General features: G+C 44.5%; 12 protein-coding genes and 1 tRNA gene. 8 read left to right on the forward strand and 5 right to left on the reverse strand.

Annotated elements, in window-relative coordinates; all coding sequences use genetic code 11:
• Positions 1 to 251 precede the first annotated feature (251 nt).
• Positions 252 to 2,738 (forward strand): RNA polymerase sigma factor RpoD, encoded by a 2,487-nt coding sequence (rpoD, locus tag ADH67_RS01115; RefSeq protein ID WP_066590869.1) that lies wholly within the window; start codon positions 252 to 254, stop codon positions 2,736 to 2,738.
• A gap of 237 nt (positions 2,739 to 2,975) precedes the next feature.
• Positions 2,976 to 3,052 (forward strand) — tRNA-Ile (locus tag ADH67_RS01120).
• A 94-nt stretch (positions 3,053 to 3,146) separates the two neighbouring features.
• Here the strand turns inward: ADH67_RS01120 and ADH67_RS01125 are convergent.
• Together ADH67_RS01125 and ADH67_RS01130 are read right to left on the reverse strand one after the other, a co-directional pair.
• Positions 3,147 to 3,725, reverse strand: a complete 579-nt coding sequence (locus ADH67_RS01125) for a flavodoxin family protein (protein WP_066590871.1) — start codon at positions 3,723 to 3,725, stop codon at positions 3,147 to 3,149.
• A 31-nt stretch (positions 3,726 to 3,756) separates the two neighbouring features.
• Positions 3,757 to 4,716, reverse strand: a complete 960-nt coding sequence (locus ADH67_RS01130; RefSeq protein WP_066590872.1) for a DUF362 domain-containing protein — start codon at positions 4,714 to 4,716, stop codon at positions 3,757 to 3,759.
• A 474-nt stretch (positions 4,717 to 5,190) separates the two neighbouring features.
• Here ADH67_RS01130 and ADH67_RS01135 point away from each other — a divergent pair, with 474 nt between their 5' ends.
• From ADH67_RS01135 to ADH67_RS01155, 5 genes are all read left to right on the forward strand, one after another.
• On the forward strand, positions 5,191 to 6,156 hold the full coding sequence (locus ADH67_RS01135; RefSeq protein ID WP_084081393.1) for a manganese-dependent inorganic pyrophosphatase: 966 nt from the start codon (positions 5,191 to 5,193) through the stop codon (positions 6,154 to 6,156).
• A gap of 133 nt (positions 6,157 to 6,289) precedes the next feature.
• Entirely contained in the window at positions 6,290 to 7,222 is a 933-nt protein-coding gene (gene hemC / locus ADH67_RS01140; RefSeq protein WP_066590873.1) for a hydroxymethylbilane synthase, read from the forward strand.
• Between the two features lie 277 nt (positions 7,223 to 7,499).
• Positions 7,500 to 8,252, forward strand: a complete 753-nt coding sequence (locus tag ADH67_RS01145) for a uroporphyrinogen-III synthase (RefSeq protein ID WP_066590874.1) — start codon at positions 7,500 to 7,502, stop codon at positions 8,250 to 8,252.
• Positions 8,253 to 8,327: 75 nt separating this feature from the next.
• On the forward strand, positions 8,328 to 9,944 hold the full coding sequence (locus ADH67_RS01150; RefSeq protein ID WP_066590875.1) for an NAD+ synthase: 1,617 nt from the start codon (positions 8,328 to 8,330) through the stop codon (positions 9,942 to 9,944).
• A gap of 26 nt (positions 9,945 to 9,970) precedes the next feature.
• Entirely contained in the window at positions 9,971 to 10,309 is a 339-nt protein-coding gene (locus ADH67_RS01155; RefSeq protein ID WP_066590876.1) for a P-II family nitrogen regulator, read from the forward strand.
• Positions 10,310 to 10,353: 44 nt separating this feature from the next.
• Here the strand turns inward: ADH67_RS01155 and ADH67_RS01160 are convergent, their stop codons facing one another.
• Both ADH67_RS01160 and trxB read right to left on the reverse strand, forming a co-directional pair.
• Positions 10,354 to 10,998, reverse strand: a complete 645-nt coding sequence (locus tag ADH67_RS01160; protein ID WP_066590878.1) for a Smr/MutS family protein — start codon at positions 10,996 to 10,998, stop codon at positions 10,354 to 10,356.
• A gap of 7 nt (positions 10,999 to 11,005) precedes the next feature.
• Positions 11,006 to 11,968, reverse strand: coding sequence for a thioredoxin-disulfide reductase (gene trxB / locus ADH67_RS01165; protein WP_066590880.1), 963 nt, complete (start codon positions 11,966 to 11,968; stop codon positions 11,006 to 11,008).
• 93 nt (positions 11,969 to 12,061) lie between these two features.
• Between trxB and ADH67_RS01170 the strand changes: the two genes are divergently transcribed.
• Complete coding sequence (locus ADH67_RS01170; protein WP_066590882.1) at positions 12,062 to 14,503, forward strand: DNA translocase FtsK; 2,442 nt, start codon at positions 12,062 to 12,064, stop codon at positions 14,501 to 14,503.
• Between the two features lie 226 nt (positions 14,504 to 14,729).
• Here the strand turns inward: ADH67_RS01170 and ADH67_RS01175 are convergent, their stop codons facing one another.
• Positions 14,730 to 15,407, reverse strand: a complete 678-nt coding sequence (locus tag ADH67_RS01175; protein ID WP_089275688.1) for a DUF6710 family protein — start codon at positions 15,405 to 15,407, stop codon at positions 14,730 to 14,732.
• Positions 15,408 to 15,509: the final 102 nt, after the last annotated feature.

The raw sequence follows: 15,509 nt of genomic DNA on the forward strand, positions 1-15,509 counted from the left end.
ATAAATTCTTATTTGTGATACAATCAAAAGTTTCAGAGGTAATCTCTGAGTATTGTCGCCCAGGAGATCGCGAAAGATCGGAGGCATTTTAACCCTTAAGGAAGTTCTTGAGCAAAGCAGTAAAGGCCGAGAAAGGCAGCAGGTATGCGTATTAGCTTTGACAAAGAATGGAATTAAGGTATTGCTGCAAGTGTTCGTTTAGAAAAGAAACTTGTTAAGCAAAGACAATTAGTCAAATTGAAGGTGAAAGAATGGCGACTGCCAAAAAATCTACTTCTACTAAATCAACTACAACAAAAGCAGCTGAAGACAACGCACAGAAAGTTGAGGCTGCAAAGGCCGTAAAAACCGCAGCAGCTGCAGAAACTAAACCTAAAAGAAGAACCACCAAAAAAGCCGTCAAGGAAGAAGAGACCGCAGCAGCAGTTGAAGCAACACCAGCAAAGCCTACCCGTAAGAGAGCAGTAAAAACCGCTGAAGCTGAAACTACAACAGCGGCTGAGACAGCTGCAGAAGCAGCTCCAAAGAAGACTCGAGGCCGCAAGCCGGCAGTAAAGACAGCTGAAGCAGCTCCTGCAGAAGCAACAGAGAAGAAGTCCACACGCGGACGCAAGAAAGCTGTCAAAGAGGAATCGCCTGCGGAAGCAGTTGAAGCCGCCGAAGAGCCGGTAGTTAAAAAATCTACACGAGGCAGAAAGCCGAAAGCTGATTCTGCCAAAGCTTCTAAGGCTTCCAGAGCTTCCAAATCCAACGAAGACGATTTAGTTGGGGAAGCCGATGACGACGCCTATGATGAAGAGGTGGCAATTGCAGAAGCTTACGTGCCTCCAACATCACGCCGCGGCCGTGGAAAAGGTGCCAAAGACAAAGCCATGAAAGAGGCTATTTCCAGAAGCTTCAGTCATCATGACGAAGACAGTAAGGAAAACAGACTCAACAAGCTTCGTGCACTTATCCGCATGGGTAAAGAAAGAGGTTATTTGACTTACTCTGAAGTCAATGACCACATGCCGGAAAATATTGTTGAACCGGAACAGATTGACCAGATTGTTTCCACTCTGGCTGACTTGGGTATTCAGGTTTACGAACAGGCACCAACTGCTGATGATTTGCTGATCGGCGATTCTGTTCCGACAGCAACGGACGATGCCGCTGAAGAAGAAGCAGAAGCTGCATTGGCTACCGTTGACCCGGAATTCGGCAGAACAACCGACCCGGTCCGTCTCTACATGAGAGAAATGGGTTCCGTTGAATTGCTGACTCGTGAAGGCGAAATTGAAATCGCAAAGAGAATTGAGGACGGTCTTAAGCACATGGTTCATGCGATTTCCGGGTGCCCGACCACCATTGCCGAAATTCTTGAAATCGGACAAAAGGTTCGTGACGGTCAGATTCAGATTGACGAGATCGTAGACGGTTTGGTTGACGGTCTTGATGATGAAGTAATCAATCAGCCTGAAGACGATGACGAAAGTACCGATATCGGTGCTTCCGGTATGACAGCAGGTCAGCTCGACGAACTCAAGACACGAGTTCTCGAGAAGCTTGACCACTGCACCGCTTTGTATGAGAAGCTTAAAGAAGCCTATCAGAAAGACGGATATCGCTCCGAAGCTTACATCAAAGCTCAGAATGAAATCCAGGAAGAACTTCTTACCTTACGTTTTACGGCCAACACCGTTGAACGTCTGTGCACTCTTCTGAAGACACAGGTGGAAGGGGTCAGAAAGGTTGAATCTCGTATTTACGACATTATGGTTAACAGAGCCAAGATGCCGCGAGACTACTTCCTTGACAACTTCTTCAGCAAAGAAACTCAGTTGGAGTGGACGACTGCGGAAGCCAATTCCGGTAAGTCTTATGCATCAGTGCTCCAGCGCAATCTTCCGGAAATCCAGCAGCTGCAGTCCCAGCTGGCTACCGTGCAGAACCAAGTTACCCTTCCTTTGAAGGATCTCAAGGATGTCTACAATCAAATGGCCACTGGCGAAGCAAAAGCCAGAAAGGCCAAGAGAGAGATGACGGAAGCTAACCTTAGATTGGTTATTTCTATTGCTAAGAAGTACACCAATAGAGGTCTTCAGTTCTTGGACTTGATTCAGGAAGGCAACGTTGGTTTGATGAAGGCTGTGGACAAGTTCGAATACCGCCGCGGGTATAAGTTCTCTACTTATGCTACATGGTGGATTCGTCAGGCTATTACTCGTTCTATCGCCGATCAGGCTAGAACCATTCGTATTCCTGTTCATATGATTGAGACTATCAACAAGATGAACAGAATTTCTCGTCAGATTCTGCAGGAAACCGGCGTTGAGCCGGATCCGTCAGTGCTGGCTGAGAAGATGGATATGCCGGAAGATAAGATCCGCAAGATCCTCAAGATCGCCAAGGAACCAATTTCTATGGAAACTCCGATTGGTGATGACGAGGATTCACATCTTGGCGATTTCATTGAAGACGTTGGTACTGTTGCTCCTGCCGAAGCAGCACAGCATTCCAGCCTTCAGGAGATCACCAAAGAGGTTTTGGATTCTTTGACTCCGAGAGAAGCCAAGGTTTTGAGAATGCGTTTCGGTATTGAAATGAATACTGACCACACTCTCGAAGAAGTTGGCAGACAGTTTGACGTTACTCGTGAAAGAATTCGTCAGATTGAAGCTAAAGCACTTCGCAAACTTCGTCACCCAAGTCGTGCTGAAAAGCTCAAGAGCTTTTTAGAAGGCGGCAGTGATTCATAATCATTGCTCTTAACTACAAAAAACCGAGACATCAAACTCTCGGTTTTTTGTTGCCGGCGGTTCGAGTATTACTCAGGCAGTGAAAGAAGAGGAGGTCGAATTTCTCTGACAGATAGGTTTGAAAGATTCACTCAATGTTATCCATAGTCAGTCCCATCAGTCAGAATATTGGATTTGAATGAATCGGTGACTTCTGATAAAATTCACGCTCTTTCGAGAAAAGCTCAACTTTTCTCAGGCCCCATAGCTCAGTTGGTTAGAGCAGTCGACTCATAATCGATTGGTCACTGGTTCAAGTCCAGTTGGGGCCACCACTCTCACACTTTTCCTCAGCACTCTTGAATATTACTCAGTGGAAAAGATAACAAGAAAAAAGGCCGGAAATTTTGTGAGGATCTCGGTTTTGATCTACTTCTTTTCTGTATATCCGACTTCTTTTAGCCAATTTGAAACTAGTCTGGGAGCTGACGATGTTTGAGAGGAACGGATCCACAAACTGCGTGGAAGAAGGTCACCTTTTGGAATCAGTCGGTGAGCATCTCGTTCAACTCCGGATATTCCGCTGCTGGCACTCGAGACAATAAGTCCCAACTTTTTTCCTTCTAACTCATTGGCGTTGTTATACAAAAAAGTTTGCATAGGTGCGGCCATCTGACTCCACCAGAGAGGCGTTCCTATAATGACGAAGTCATAGGAAGAAAAATCTATTTTTATAGGTTCAATAGGCGGATAAGATTTCGAATCATTTGGATTTCGACGAATTCTATCGATTAAATCACTTCCGAGAGAGTAGTTATTGGCGGCATAATTAAGTCCTTCTTGCAATGGTTCGACCTTAACCAGATCAGCTCCTGTTTCAGCCTTAACAGTTTCGGCAATCTTTTCAATATTTCCGCTGAAACTATAGAAGATCATCAAAGTTTTGCCTTCGGCATAAGAGACCGCTGTACTTAAACCTAACAATGCGGTAATTAATAATTTTTTCATAGATTAATCTCACAGTCATAAGAGTAAAAAATTAGATTTCTTTAACGAGATATTTTCTGTTTCCTGCTCCAATTGAAGATAAGTATTCCAGCTGGAGGAATCCTCTGTCGATTTTGACTTTTGTTGAGTACCGGTCATATTTTTCCGGTGCTAGCCCGTAAATGAGATCGACAGCTGCCTCATCTGCCGCCAGAAGGTCTAATGAACCAATTATGCCGAGCGAGCCGTTGTTGACCTTTGTTCCTTCCAGAGGTTGTACTGAAATGTCGGATAACACATTGATGAAAAGAAGACGGTTCCCCATCGCATCATGAATGCCTTTGGAGGCATCCGCTAACCTCCTAAAAAAGCCCGGATCGCGCTGAACGCTATGACTGTGAACTTGAGTCTTTCCTTCTCCGCTTGCAAGACCAATACCTACGTTCTTGCATGCTCCGGAGAATCCGGCGAAGCTAGGAATCCTAAAGTTAGCCGTGACGGCTACGCAACCGTATTCTTTCAAAAGTGCTGTTGGGACTGAGATCTCTTTCAGCTCTTTACCGCCATCAATTGGAACGAAAGTAAATTCACTGTTACGGTCAAGGATATCAAGCTGAGTAGGAGATATGCCTTGGGAGGTAATGGCTCGAATATTTCCAGGGGTATTGCCTCTTCCCGACGGATAAAGAGAAGCATAGTTGCACTCTACGAACTTACTGTTAGGAATATGCTTTTGGAGCGCTTTCCATAGTTCTCGATTATTGTCGACATCATCACCGTGAAGCTTGATTCCGGTAAGGCCCCCACGGTCAGGAATTCCGGCATCCTTTCTTAATCGGTCATAAATGTCGATGAAGTTGTTTGAGCTGACATTTTTTGCAAAGTACACAACAGGCAAGTCTTGAGTATTTGAATGTGAAGTATCTGCGGCAAATACTGACCTTTCTAAGATAGGGAGAGTGCAAGTGGCTAAGAGTAAAGTTCTACGCGATATTCCCTGGTTTTCTTTCATGACATTCGTCCTTCCAAAATGATTTGGCCTCAAGGAAATGAAAAAGGATACGGCTCTTCTATTCAAAAGTTGAAGATTTTCTGAACGAGAATAGTGAAACAGTAGGCAGCTGAAGGAAGGCTTGCTGAATTACCGTTTTATCTCCAAACTGAATTCAAATCATTTGAAAGAAGATGAAATCTTCAGTCCTTGTTTGGACTTATCTTATGGAACGGTGAGAAAAATATCCAATGATTTGTTTTCATAACTATTCATGCCTAAAACGTATAAATAACTCTTCTAACAGAAGCCTAAAGGACAAGCCTGCTTTTGGTTTGAAAGAGCTCTTGCAGAGGAGACTTCTTGATTCCAAGAGCAGTAACCTCAATTAGTAGAGTCGTAAGAGCCGTTTCCTTTGTTCAACTAAATATCCAATTCTGCTAAAATTTTTAGATTGTCTGTCTCTATAAGACACCTATAAATTTGGAAATATCAATGTCAGAATTAACTAAATTTCCTGGAGCTTTTACAGCCCCTATTCAAAGTGAAAATTGTCCTATCTACGTATTAGGCCACAAGAACCCTGATACAGATTCAATCGTCGGTGCAATTGCTGCTGCTAATCTTTACAAAGGCAGAGGCTACGATGTGAAGCCGGTTGCTCAAGGAAAACCTGCGCCTGAAACAGCTTTCGTATTAGAAAAGTTTAATTTAGATGCCCCTGAAGTCATTTCCAGCGTTGCAGGAAAAGATTTCTTCTTGGTTGACTACGCAGACCTCAAACAGGCTCCTGAAGACTTTAAGGAAGGAAAGCTCCTTGGAATCGTTGACCATCATAAACTTGGTGATGTAAGTTCCGATTCTCCTTTGGAATGCTGGATTTGGCCGGTTGGTTCTTCCAACACTATCCTCAAAGTCATGCATGACTTCTATGGAGTTGAGCTTCCGAAGAACATCGCCGGTGCAATGTTGTGCGCCATTCTCTCCGATACTTTGATTTTTAACAGCCCGACAGCTACTCCTTTGGATAAGAAAGTCGTTGAAGAGCTGGCTAAGATTGCTGAAGTTGAAGATATTGAAGCTCTCGGCATGGAAATGTTCAAGGCAAAGAGCAATCTCAATGACACTCCAAAGGCACTTCTTAACCGCGATTTCAAAGATTTCGAAATGGGTGAAAAGAAGATTGGCATCGGTCAGTTGGAACTCATTGCTGAAGATATGGTCACTCCGGAACTTAAAGCTAAACTCATTGAAGAAATGGACAAGGCTAAAGAAGAAGGAAGAGATGACGTTGTTTTGGTCATCACTGACATTCTCAAGAAAGGTTCCAGATTAATGGTTGTCGGACCTGATGCAGCATCCATCGCGGAGACTTTAGGCGCAGATGCTGATATGTGGATGGATGGTGTTTTGAGCCGTAAGAAACAGATTGTTCCACCACTGCAGAAGAAATTCGCTTAATCATTTCTAGCTTAAGGCCTGCCTCCGTGCAGGTCTTTTTCGAAGAGCGGACTATTGTCAATCTTCGAAAAAGATTAAGCGGTATTTAAAATCGGTTGGCTAGACTTGGTCAACTTTGAAAGAGAAAAGAAATATGACTTCAAAAAAATGCGTTATTGCTACTAGAGAGAGCCCATTGGCTCTTTGGCAGACCAAGTTTGTTCAATCACTTCTCAAAGAAAAATATCCTGATCTGGATGTTGAACTATTAGGTATCACCACAAAAGGAGACAAAATCCTCGATGTGACACTTTCCAAGATCGGAGGCAAAGGTCTCTTTGTTAAAGAACTTGAAGTCGCAATGCTTGAGAAAAAGGCAGATCTTGCCGTTCATAGTTTGAAAGACGTACCGATGGTACTTCCAGAAGAATTTGAACTCGGAGCCGTTCTTAAAAGAGAAGATCCGAGAGATGCATTCGTCTCCTCGAAATATAACAGCCTTGAAGAGATGCCTTACAACGCCGTTGTCGGCACAGCCAGTTTGAGAAGAGAGCTGATAATTCGTGCTAGATTTCCTCACTTGAAAGTTAAAACTATCAGAGGAAATGTGGGTACTAGACTTGCCAAACTTGATAACGGCGAATTTGATGCTCTTGTTATGGCAACGGCAGGTCTCAAGCGCCTTGGCATGACTGACAGAATTAAGACGATTATCCCTGCTCCATTATCTTTACCTTCGCCCGGACAAGGGGCTATCGGCATTGAAATCCGAAAAGGGGACAAGGAAACTGCTGAATTGATTTCCTTCCTTAACAACGAAGAAACACGTCTTTGCACCAGAGCTGAGAGAGAAGTTTCTCGTGCCTTGGGAGGTTCCTGCCAGGTTCCTTTGGCTGCCTATGCAACAATCGATGGAGACCAAATGCACCTACGCGCTTTGGTGGGCAATCACAAGACCGGAGAACACATAAAGGCCGATGTCTTCGGTCCGGCAAATGAGCCGGAAAAGAATGCTCAGAAAGCACTGCGCATCCTTAGAGAAAATGGTGCTGAAGAACTTTTGAAAGAAGTTTTAGAAGAAAAATAACATTGCTTTTTCCTTCTCGATCGATAGAAGGACGAAGAGTTCTTTCTTGTTCTAAAGAATTGAGAACATCTCAGTTTCCAAGTTCTGAACTTGCCTGAGCTGTTCTCAAAGTTTTCTAAAGTCGGCTTTTCTGTATGCTTTCTCTCCAAGGAAGTTCCGTTGTGTATTAAACGCAAGCAGAGCGCTGAAACAGGCTCAGCATTCCGATACCGAAAGACAAGCTGACCTAGATCCTCGATTATCCAATTGACTTAGAAGTTGTTTTGGGAGATGCTCGATGAAGAAAGTTATTTTGACTAAACCTGGAAATGCTTCAAAAGAGATTTCTAAACAGCTGGAAAAGGCTGGTTTGTCAAAAGATGCGCTATTAGTTTGGCCTGCTTTTTCTTTTCGTAAACCTTACGCTCCTGACACGGAAACTATTCTCAACGGGGCAGACTTAGGAGCTGTCCTGGTAGTCGTTAGTCCGACGGCGGCTCAATTCCTGTATGACCAACTTCCAAATTTGCCCAAGGATACTCAATTTGCGGCTGTTGGAGAGCCCACTGCTAAGAAAATCGAAGCGCTTTATAAACCCATTAAACCCGTGATTTTTCCGTCCGGAAGTGTGGATGTGAGCGGCAGCGAAAGGCTGTTCGAAGTATTCGAGGCTATGGGTTTGCCTGAAAGGGTCGTGATTGTTCGGGGACAAACCGGCCGAGGATATCTCTTCGAGGCCTTACAGGAAAGAGGTGTCTCAGTAAGTAAGGCGGTAATTTACGAACGGGTTCCTTTTCAGCTTTCGACCTCAGAAAAAGCTAAAGTGTCTCCATCGGATGCTCTCATTGTTTTGGTTACCAGTACGGATGCCGTCAACCATTTATGGGAAAGCTTGGGGCAAGAATTTGCAGACTCTTTAAGAAATGCAGCTTATTTTACAATTCACCATCGGATAGCCGAACGCCTCAAGAGTCTAGGTGCTGGGAAAGTCACGATTTACGATTCAGCTAAAGATAATATAGTCCAGCTTATTGCAGGTACAGCTTCTTGAAAGATTCCAACTAAAAAATCCTGAGAAGAAGGCTCAGTCTCTACAATAAACGGATATTCTTTTGGATAAGAGAAAATGAAAACTTCCATTGCATTGTTTCAAATGAACTCCGTCTTGGGAGACTTTGAGGGGAACAAAAACAAAATTCTTAGTTTTTGTCTATCGCATAAAGACTGCGATATCGTTGTAACTCCAGAGTTGTCGTTATGCGGCTATCCACCGGAAGATCTCATTTTCCATAAGAGCTTTATCCTCTCTTGTTTTGAAACAGCACAACAATTAGTTGAGAGCTCAAAAGAATTTCCGAATATCCATCTTTTAGTCGGCCTTCCGGTTCAGGAAGGAGAGAAAATTTTCAATGAAGCTTTCCTCATCAAGAACGGACAATTATTAGGCCGCTATAAAAAACGCAATTTGCCTAACTACGGTGTTTTTGACGAAAGAAGATACTTTACCGCAGGAAAAAACAGCGAACCTCTCGTGTTTGATGTAAAGGGAACCAGGTTCGGAGTCAATATCTGTGAAGATATTTGGCATGCGGAAGCTCCGGAGTTGGCAAAGAAAGCCGGAAGTGAAGTCCTTTTGATTCTCAATGCCTCTCCGTTTGAGAAATACAAAAGGGAGCAAAGAATTGAATGCGTAGAAAAGAATGTCTGCGCTCAAGGGATGGATGCCGTATATGTCAATGCATGCGGTGCCCAGGATGAAATTATCTTCGACGGTTTTTCCTTTACCCGTACCAAAGACGGTAAGGGCAGAGAAGTGTCCGGCTTTGAAGCTGCCTCTATGCTTGCGGAAGCGGAGCACGGAGAACTCTTAGAAGCCTCCTCCTTTGAGATTTCTCAAGGAATCGCTGATCTGTATTCCGGCTTGGTCTTGAGCTTTAAATCTTATATAGAAAATAACTCCTTCAAGGGTGTTGTTTTAGGGCTGTCAGGAGGAATTGATTCGGCTTTGGTCCTAAAAATTGCTGTGGATGCGGTAGGTGCTGATAAGGTTGAAGCCGTAATGATGCCATCCCAATTTACTTCGGATATGAGCAAAACGGATGCAGCTGAATTAGCTTCTCGCTTAGGAGTCAAGTATTCCGTTATTTCCGTCGAACCAATGTACATGGCTTTTGAGAACGCTCTAAAAGAGGAGTTCAAAGGATATGGCAGAGACTTGACCGAAGAGAACCTTCAGGCCCGCATTAGAGCCGTTATTTTGATGGCCATCTCAAATAAAAAAGGCTTAATGCTCGCTTCGACGGGCAATAAGAGTGAAATGGCCGTAGGCTACTCAACCCTTTACGGCGATTTAGCAGGTGGCTTCTCCGTGATTAAAGACGTCTACAAAACGGAGGTCTATGCCATTTGCCATTGGATCAATAAGGTTTCTCCGAACCCGGTATTTCCCGAGAATATTCTTACGAGAGCCCCTTCGGCTGAGCTCAGAGAAAACCAAAAGGATCAGGACAGCCTTCCTGATTATCCGACATTAGATGCGGTTTTAAAGCTTTATCTGGAAGAAAAGAAGTCTCTTCAGGAGATTATGCAACAAGGATTTGACGAAGAAACCGCTAAAAAGATTATTAGGATGGTGAAAAGAGCCGAATATAAGCGTCGTCAAGGTCCAATTGGTCCTAAAATGACAGGTATGGCTTTTGGGAGAGATTGGAGATATCCCATCACCAATAAATTTGAAGAATAAATTTAGAAATCAAATAGGAGTCCACAGTGAAACAGGTAGTAGCCATTATTAAGCCTTTCAAACTTGATGAAGTACGTGAAAGCCTTGCAGAGATTGGCGTTCAGGGTATGACAGTTTCGGAAGTTAAAGGTTTCGGAAGACAAAAAGGTCATACTGAGCTTTACCGCGGTGCAGAATACGTAGTTGATTTTCTCCCGAAAATGAAGATTGAGTGTGTAGTTGATGACGCTCTTGTGGATTTAGCTATTGACGCCATCATGAAGGCCGCCCGCACCAACAAGATTGGCGATGGCAAGATTTTCGTGATGCCGGTTGAAGAAGTTATCCGCATAAGAACAGGTGAAACAGGAAACGCCGCCATCTAAAAGAAAAGCCCGCATCTCGCGGACTTTTCAGTATCTTTCACGAATTAAGGTGCGGACAGCAAAACAAGCAGCGCACCTTCACCTCCGTCATGTTCAGGGGCTTGCACAAAAGCCAAAACCTCTTTTTTCTGAACGAGCCAGACGGGAACTTTCTCTTTTAAGACAGGTTTTCTTCCTACGGAACCGAAGCCTTTTCCATGAATGATTCGAACGGCTCGATGGCCGGCCTTTCTCTGTTCATTCAGAAATAAAACTAAAAGCTGTTTGGCTTCATCCGAGGTATAGCCATGAAGGTCAAGTGAGCCTTTAATGGACCATTTGCCTTGGTGAAGAAGCTTCGGAACATTTGGAGCAACGCCCTTCTGGAAATAAGAAATTCGATCGTCGCTGGCTAAGAGATGTTCAATACCAATTTGATCAGACAAAGAGTCTTCGAGCACGGCCTGATTATCTTTGTGAGTCTGTAAAGGTAAAGGAGCAGGCTTCGGAAGATTAATGTTGGCTAAGTTTTTAGCGTAAGTCTGTTTGGAAACACCCAACTTTGACATTTCCTTTTCAAAGAACACTTGCTGAGCACGCCGTTCTTTCTTACGTTTTTCTTCTTTGAGACGAAGCCTCTCCTTTTCTTCAGCCTGCTTTTTCAGTTCGTCCTTCAAAGAAAGAAGGGACGAGAGATCTTTACCTTTCATGGTTGTTTTATGCCTTTCCGTTAGATTCCAGGAAGTTTAAGGCATCAAGGGCAGCCATGCAGCCGGAAGCTGCGGAAGTAATGGCCTGTCGGTATGTCTGGTCTTGAACGTCGCCGGCAGCAAAGACGCCGGGAACGCTGGTAGCCTGAGAAGTCTTAGTAGCAGTTCCCTTAGTTACGATGTAGCCGTTTTGAAGTTCTAACTGACCTTCGAACAAGTCAGTGTTTGGCTTATGACCGATGGCGATAAAGACGCCCATAACCGGAATGTCTTCAGTCTTGTCGGTCTGTACATTCTTGATGCGGACCGCAGTAACGCCTGTAGCATCACCCAAAATTTCATCGAGAGTGCAGAATTCGTGGAGGACGATTTTGCCTTCAGCGGCTACTTTCTTCAATCTGTCGACCATGATCGGTTCTGCACGATATTTATCGCGACGGTGGATCATATGAACCTTGGAAGCAATACCGGATAGGTAGATAGCTTCTTTAATAGCAGAGTCGCCGCCGCCGACAATAGCAACTTCTTGGTTTCTGTAGAAGAAACCGTCGCATGTTGCGCAGGCGGACACACCTTTACCCTTGAAGGTTTCTTCGCTTGGAAGACCTAGGTATTTAGCGCTGGCCCCGGTTGCAATAATGAGAGCATCGCATGTGTAGTCGCCATTATTGCCGGACAAACGAATTGGAGTTTCGTTGAGATGAGCGGTGTGAATTTCGTCGAAAACAATCTTTGTTTCGAATCTTTCTGCTTGCTCAAGCATTCTTTGCATGAGGGCCGGTCCCATAACTCCTGCAGGATCTCCAGGCCAGTTATCAACTTCGGTAGTGGTCATTAATTGGCCACCCTGTTCCATACCTGTAATGAGAGTAGGTTTCAAATTGGCTCTGGCTGCGTAAATAGCAGCGGTATAACCGGCAGGACCAGAACCGAGAACTAATACTTTGGAGTGTTCAACAATGGTGGACATTGATTTGTTCCTTTAAGATATAAACTTTATTGGAAAGAGATTATAAGTACTGTCAATAGAAATAATAAATGGACAGGCAGCAGGTAGCACGCAATGAGTAATTCGATAAGTCAGAGTTTCCAGCCCTCAGGCATTGAGGTTTTTCGCCGGAAAGGTAAAGATGAACCCTCAAATGTTTCGAAAATTTACGGTTCCGTCCTGTTCGTACTATCTCTTGCCGGGACAGTTTTTCTTACGCTGTCTTTGGCGACATTCAGTGGAATGGATCCGGGCTTTTCCATGGCTAACAGTTTTTCCAGAATCAGCAATGTTTTCGGAGTTGCCGGTGCTTGGGTTGCCGATCTTCTATATTTGTTGTTCGGCTGGTCAGCTTGGCTGCTTGTTGCTGGGGCTCTCTTTACCTTGATTCGTTCAGGGCAAATGTTTTTTAACGGTATTTATCCGTATAAATATCCCAATGGCTTGCGGGTCGTTGCCTTTTTTCTGCTTATCGTAGCGAGCAGCACTTTATTCTTTTTGAGACTTCATTCTTTTTCGTCTGATTTACCGGGGACCTCAGGGGGCGCTATTGGAAGTGCGGTCGGGACTGTTTTTTTAACTGCAGTTGGTCTCAATATCAGCACAGTCATCGTTGCCGTTTTAGCCGTATTGAGTTTTGGGATCTTTTTCAATTTTTCTTGGATAGAACTGATGGAAAGTATTGGAAAAGGGTGCGAATCTGTCTTGATGCGGCTTAGAAAGACACAAGAGACAAAAGAGGACGAAGAGGAGGGGATTGCTCAGCGCAAACTCAGAGAGGAAAAACTCAGTCACAATCGTGAGACCGCTCCGGCCAAGAAAGTGGCACCCCGTAAAGTTCCGGTTCCCTCAATACCTAATAAGGTGGAGCGCAGCTCTATTAGAGAGATTAAAAAAGATCCGATCATCATTACTCATCACTCGGTTACTGAACCAATTCCGCCGGAGCCCGAACAAACTAAACTTCAGTTCGAAGAGACTCCAAATACTGACGCGTTGCTGGCTGGTCAGGTTCCTCCCGAACAAGAACAAAAAGAAGACTTTGTTCTTCCGACTTCCAATTTGCTGGAAGTACCGCCGTACGATCGCCCGCAAATCAGCGAGGAAGAAGTTACGTTTACCTCCGACAGAATTGAACATATCTTGGCTACTTACAAGATTAAAGCCAAAGTATTATCTGCGATGCGAGGCCCCGTCATTACACGCTTCAAGGTGCAGCCCGGAGTCGGCATCCAGTCAAGCCGTTTTGTTAAGGTCTCCAAAGACTTGGCTCGAGGATTGGGACAGCCGAGCATCCGTGTTATTGAGAACTTGCGTGAAGTCGACTGTCTGGGTTTGGAAGTTCCGAATCCACCCGGCGCCGTGCAGATGATTTATCTCAGTGAAATTATCGGCAGCAACACCTTTAAGCTTGGAAAATCTAACTTAACACTTGCACTGGGTAAGAACGTACAAGGTGATCCGGTTACTATTGACCTGGGTAAAGCTCCTCACTTGCTTATTGCCGGTACTACAGGTTCCGGTAAATCCGTCGGCATCAATGCCATGATTCTGTCGATGCTGTTTAAGAATACGCCGGACGAGCTGAAACTGATTTTGATCGATCCGAAAGAAGTTGAATTTGCGCCGTACGAAAAGATTCCGCATCTTCTTACACCGGTTATTACTGACATGATCCAGGCTGCCCACGCTCTGGACTGGGCGGTCCGTGAGATGGACAAGCGTTACAAGCTTATGAAGGCAGTGGGCGTAAGAAATTTTGCAAGCTTTAATGAAAAGATTGATCAGGCAAAAGAGGACGGTACATTTATTCCCAATCCGTTCAGCCTGACGCCTGAGCAGCCTGAGCCTCTGAAGAAACTGCACTACATCGTCATTATCATCGATGAGTTGGCTGATTTGCTGATGACTAACGGCAAGCAGGTTGAAGGTTCTATTATGCGCTTGACCCAGAAGGCCAGAGCTGCGGGTATGCATTTGATTTTGGCTACCCAAAGGCCTAGTACCGACATTGTTACGCCGATTATTAAAACAAACTGTCCGTCGCGTATTAGCTTCCAGGTTTCTAACCGCTATGATTCCATGACAATTCTCGGAGAACCGGGTGCAGAGGAACTGTTAGGCCGCGGCGATATGTTCTATATGAATCCAAGTACGCCGCTGCAGAGAGTGCATGGTGCGAATGTAACAGACAAAGAAATCGATGCCGTAACCAGCTTCATCAAAGCTCAAAGAGAGCCTGAATATACCGACGGCGTGACAGACGCTCCGGAAGAAGAAGGAATGCCTGAGGATGAAATTGCGGCAAGACCGCCTGGAGGAGAGGGAGATCCTTTCTACGATCAGGCCGTACAGATTGTCTTAGAGGACGGCAAAGCCTCGATTTCTTATCTTCAGAGAAAGCTGGGTGTCGGCTATAACCGCGCGGCTAAGCTTATCGAAGCGATGGAAGAAGCCGGTATCGTATCCAAACCAACAGGTACCGGAAAACGTTCGATTCTCAGAGGTCGAGAGTAATTCTTAAGAAGGTGCTCTGAAGGCTTGAGAAGAAAAAGTTGAAATGAATCTTGGCAGCTGTCTCTGCTAGAGACGGCTCCTCCCGGTAGGCAGAGAGCTTGCGGCTCTCAGTTTGCCATTAAGGCAATGGATTCTTTTCAGTGCGCTCGATTACTGAATACTTAAAGAAGGAATCGACGACTCTCATGGAGTTCAAGCGAATTTTGTGCCGGTTCTTTGTGAACGTTTATTGAAATTCGAACAAGCTTTTTCTATGGATCTCCCAAATCCAACCGAATTCCGGAAAAACCGGCTTGCCGAGGACATCATTGTTTTCGTCGACCCAGTGAGCACCGTTAAAGCGAATTTTTTCTAGGCAAGATTGGATATCAAGGACTTCCTGAGGGCGCAGAGAAGTGTTTTCGTTTAATTCAGAAATACAGATTGGCAATGTTTCACCAACTGCAAAACCGATATTTAAAGGCTGGATCCAGAGAATAGATTGTTTTTCCGTTTGCTGAAAACTTCCAAGCGGTCTGTTGTCTTTGCCGATTTCACCAAGCATTTTCAGCAAATTTAAGCTTGGATGCGGCAAGAAGAACAGTAAATCGGCACAAGTTTGCAGAGATAAAGAATCAGGAGGCGTGCTGAGTTTGGCGCCGTTTTCTTCCAAAATAGTCTGACTCAAGCCGAATGTGGTATTGAAATCAAATGGAACGAACTCTGCAGAATCTTCAAAGAGGTAGCAGGAGCGTACAGTCAAATTCTGAACCGGCCGAAGCAAAATTTTTTGAAAATCTAAAAGAGCTTCCCAACGGGTATCTCCGCTCTTATCCAAACAAATGGTATTGATGGTCCTCAGAACGCTATCGAAAGCCTTTTTCTCCTGGGGTTCTCCAATTTTTTGCCAAATCTTTTGAAACATTAAAAACCTCTTTTTCGTTGGCAAGTATAAATGTCCTTCCAAGTTCTTCACAAATCAATAGGCGTCAGTGTTGCAGACTAGTGAACAATACGAAACCGGTTG

The sequence above is a fragment of the Turicimonas muris genome (assembly GCF_002221595.1).
Classification (GTDB): domain Bacteria; phylum Pseudomonadota; class Gammaproteobacteria; order Burkholderiales; family Burkholderiaceae_F; genus Turicimonas; species Turicimonas muris.

What these genes read in the sequence shown, in the direction of transcription:
- ADH67_RS01160 (WP_066590878.1), bottom strand. Translation starts at nt 10,998, where the DNA reads ATGAAAGGTAAAGATCTCTCGTCCCTTCTTTCTTTGAAGGACGAACTG.
- ADH67_RS01170 (WP_066590882.1), top strand. Translation starts at nt 12,062, where the DNA reads ATGAGTAATTCGATAAGTCAGAGTTTCCAGCCCTCAGGCATTGAGGTT.
- ADH67_RS01130 (WP_066590872.1), bottom strand. Translation starts at nt 4,716, where the DNA reads ATGAAAGAAAACCAGGGAATATCGCGTAGAACTTTACTCTTAGCCACT.
- ADH67_RS01145 (WP_066590874.1), top strand. Translation starts at nt 7,500, where the DNA reads ATGAAGAAAGTTATTTTGACTAAACCTGGAAATGCTTCAAAAGAGATT.
- ADH67_RS01135 (WP_084081393.1), top strand. Translation starts at nt 5,191, where the DNA reads ATGTCAGAATTAACTAAATTTCCTGGAGCTTTTACAGCCCCTATTCAA.
- rpoD (WP_066590869.1), top strand. Translation starts at nt 252, where the DNA reads ATGGCGACTGCCAAAAAATCTACTTCTACTAAATCAACTACAACAAAA.
- ADH67_RS01175 (WP_089275688.1), bottom strand. Translation starts at nt 15,407, where the DNA reads ATGTTTCAAAAGATTTGGCAAAAAATTGGAGAACCCCAGGAGAAAAAG.
- hemC (WP_066590873.1), top strand. Translation starts at nt 6,290, where the DNA reads ATGACTTCAAAAAAATGCGTTATTGCTACTAGAGAGAGCCCATTGGCT.
- trxB (WP_066590880.1), bottom strand. Translation starts at nt 11,968, where the DNA reads ATGTCCACCATTGTTGAACACTCCAAAGTATTAGTTCTCGGTTCTGGT.
- ADH67_RS01150 (WP_066590875.1), top strand. Translation starts at nt 8,328, where the DNA reads ATGAAAACTTCCATTGCATTGTTTCAAATGAACTCCGTCTTGGGAGAC.
- ADH67_RS01125 (WP_066590871.1), bottom strand. Translation starts at nt 3,725, where the DNA reads ATGAAAAAATTATTAATTACCGCATTGTTAGGTTTAAGTACAGCGGTC.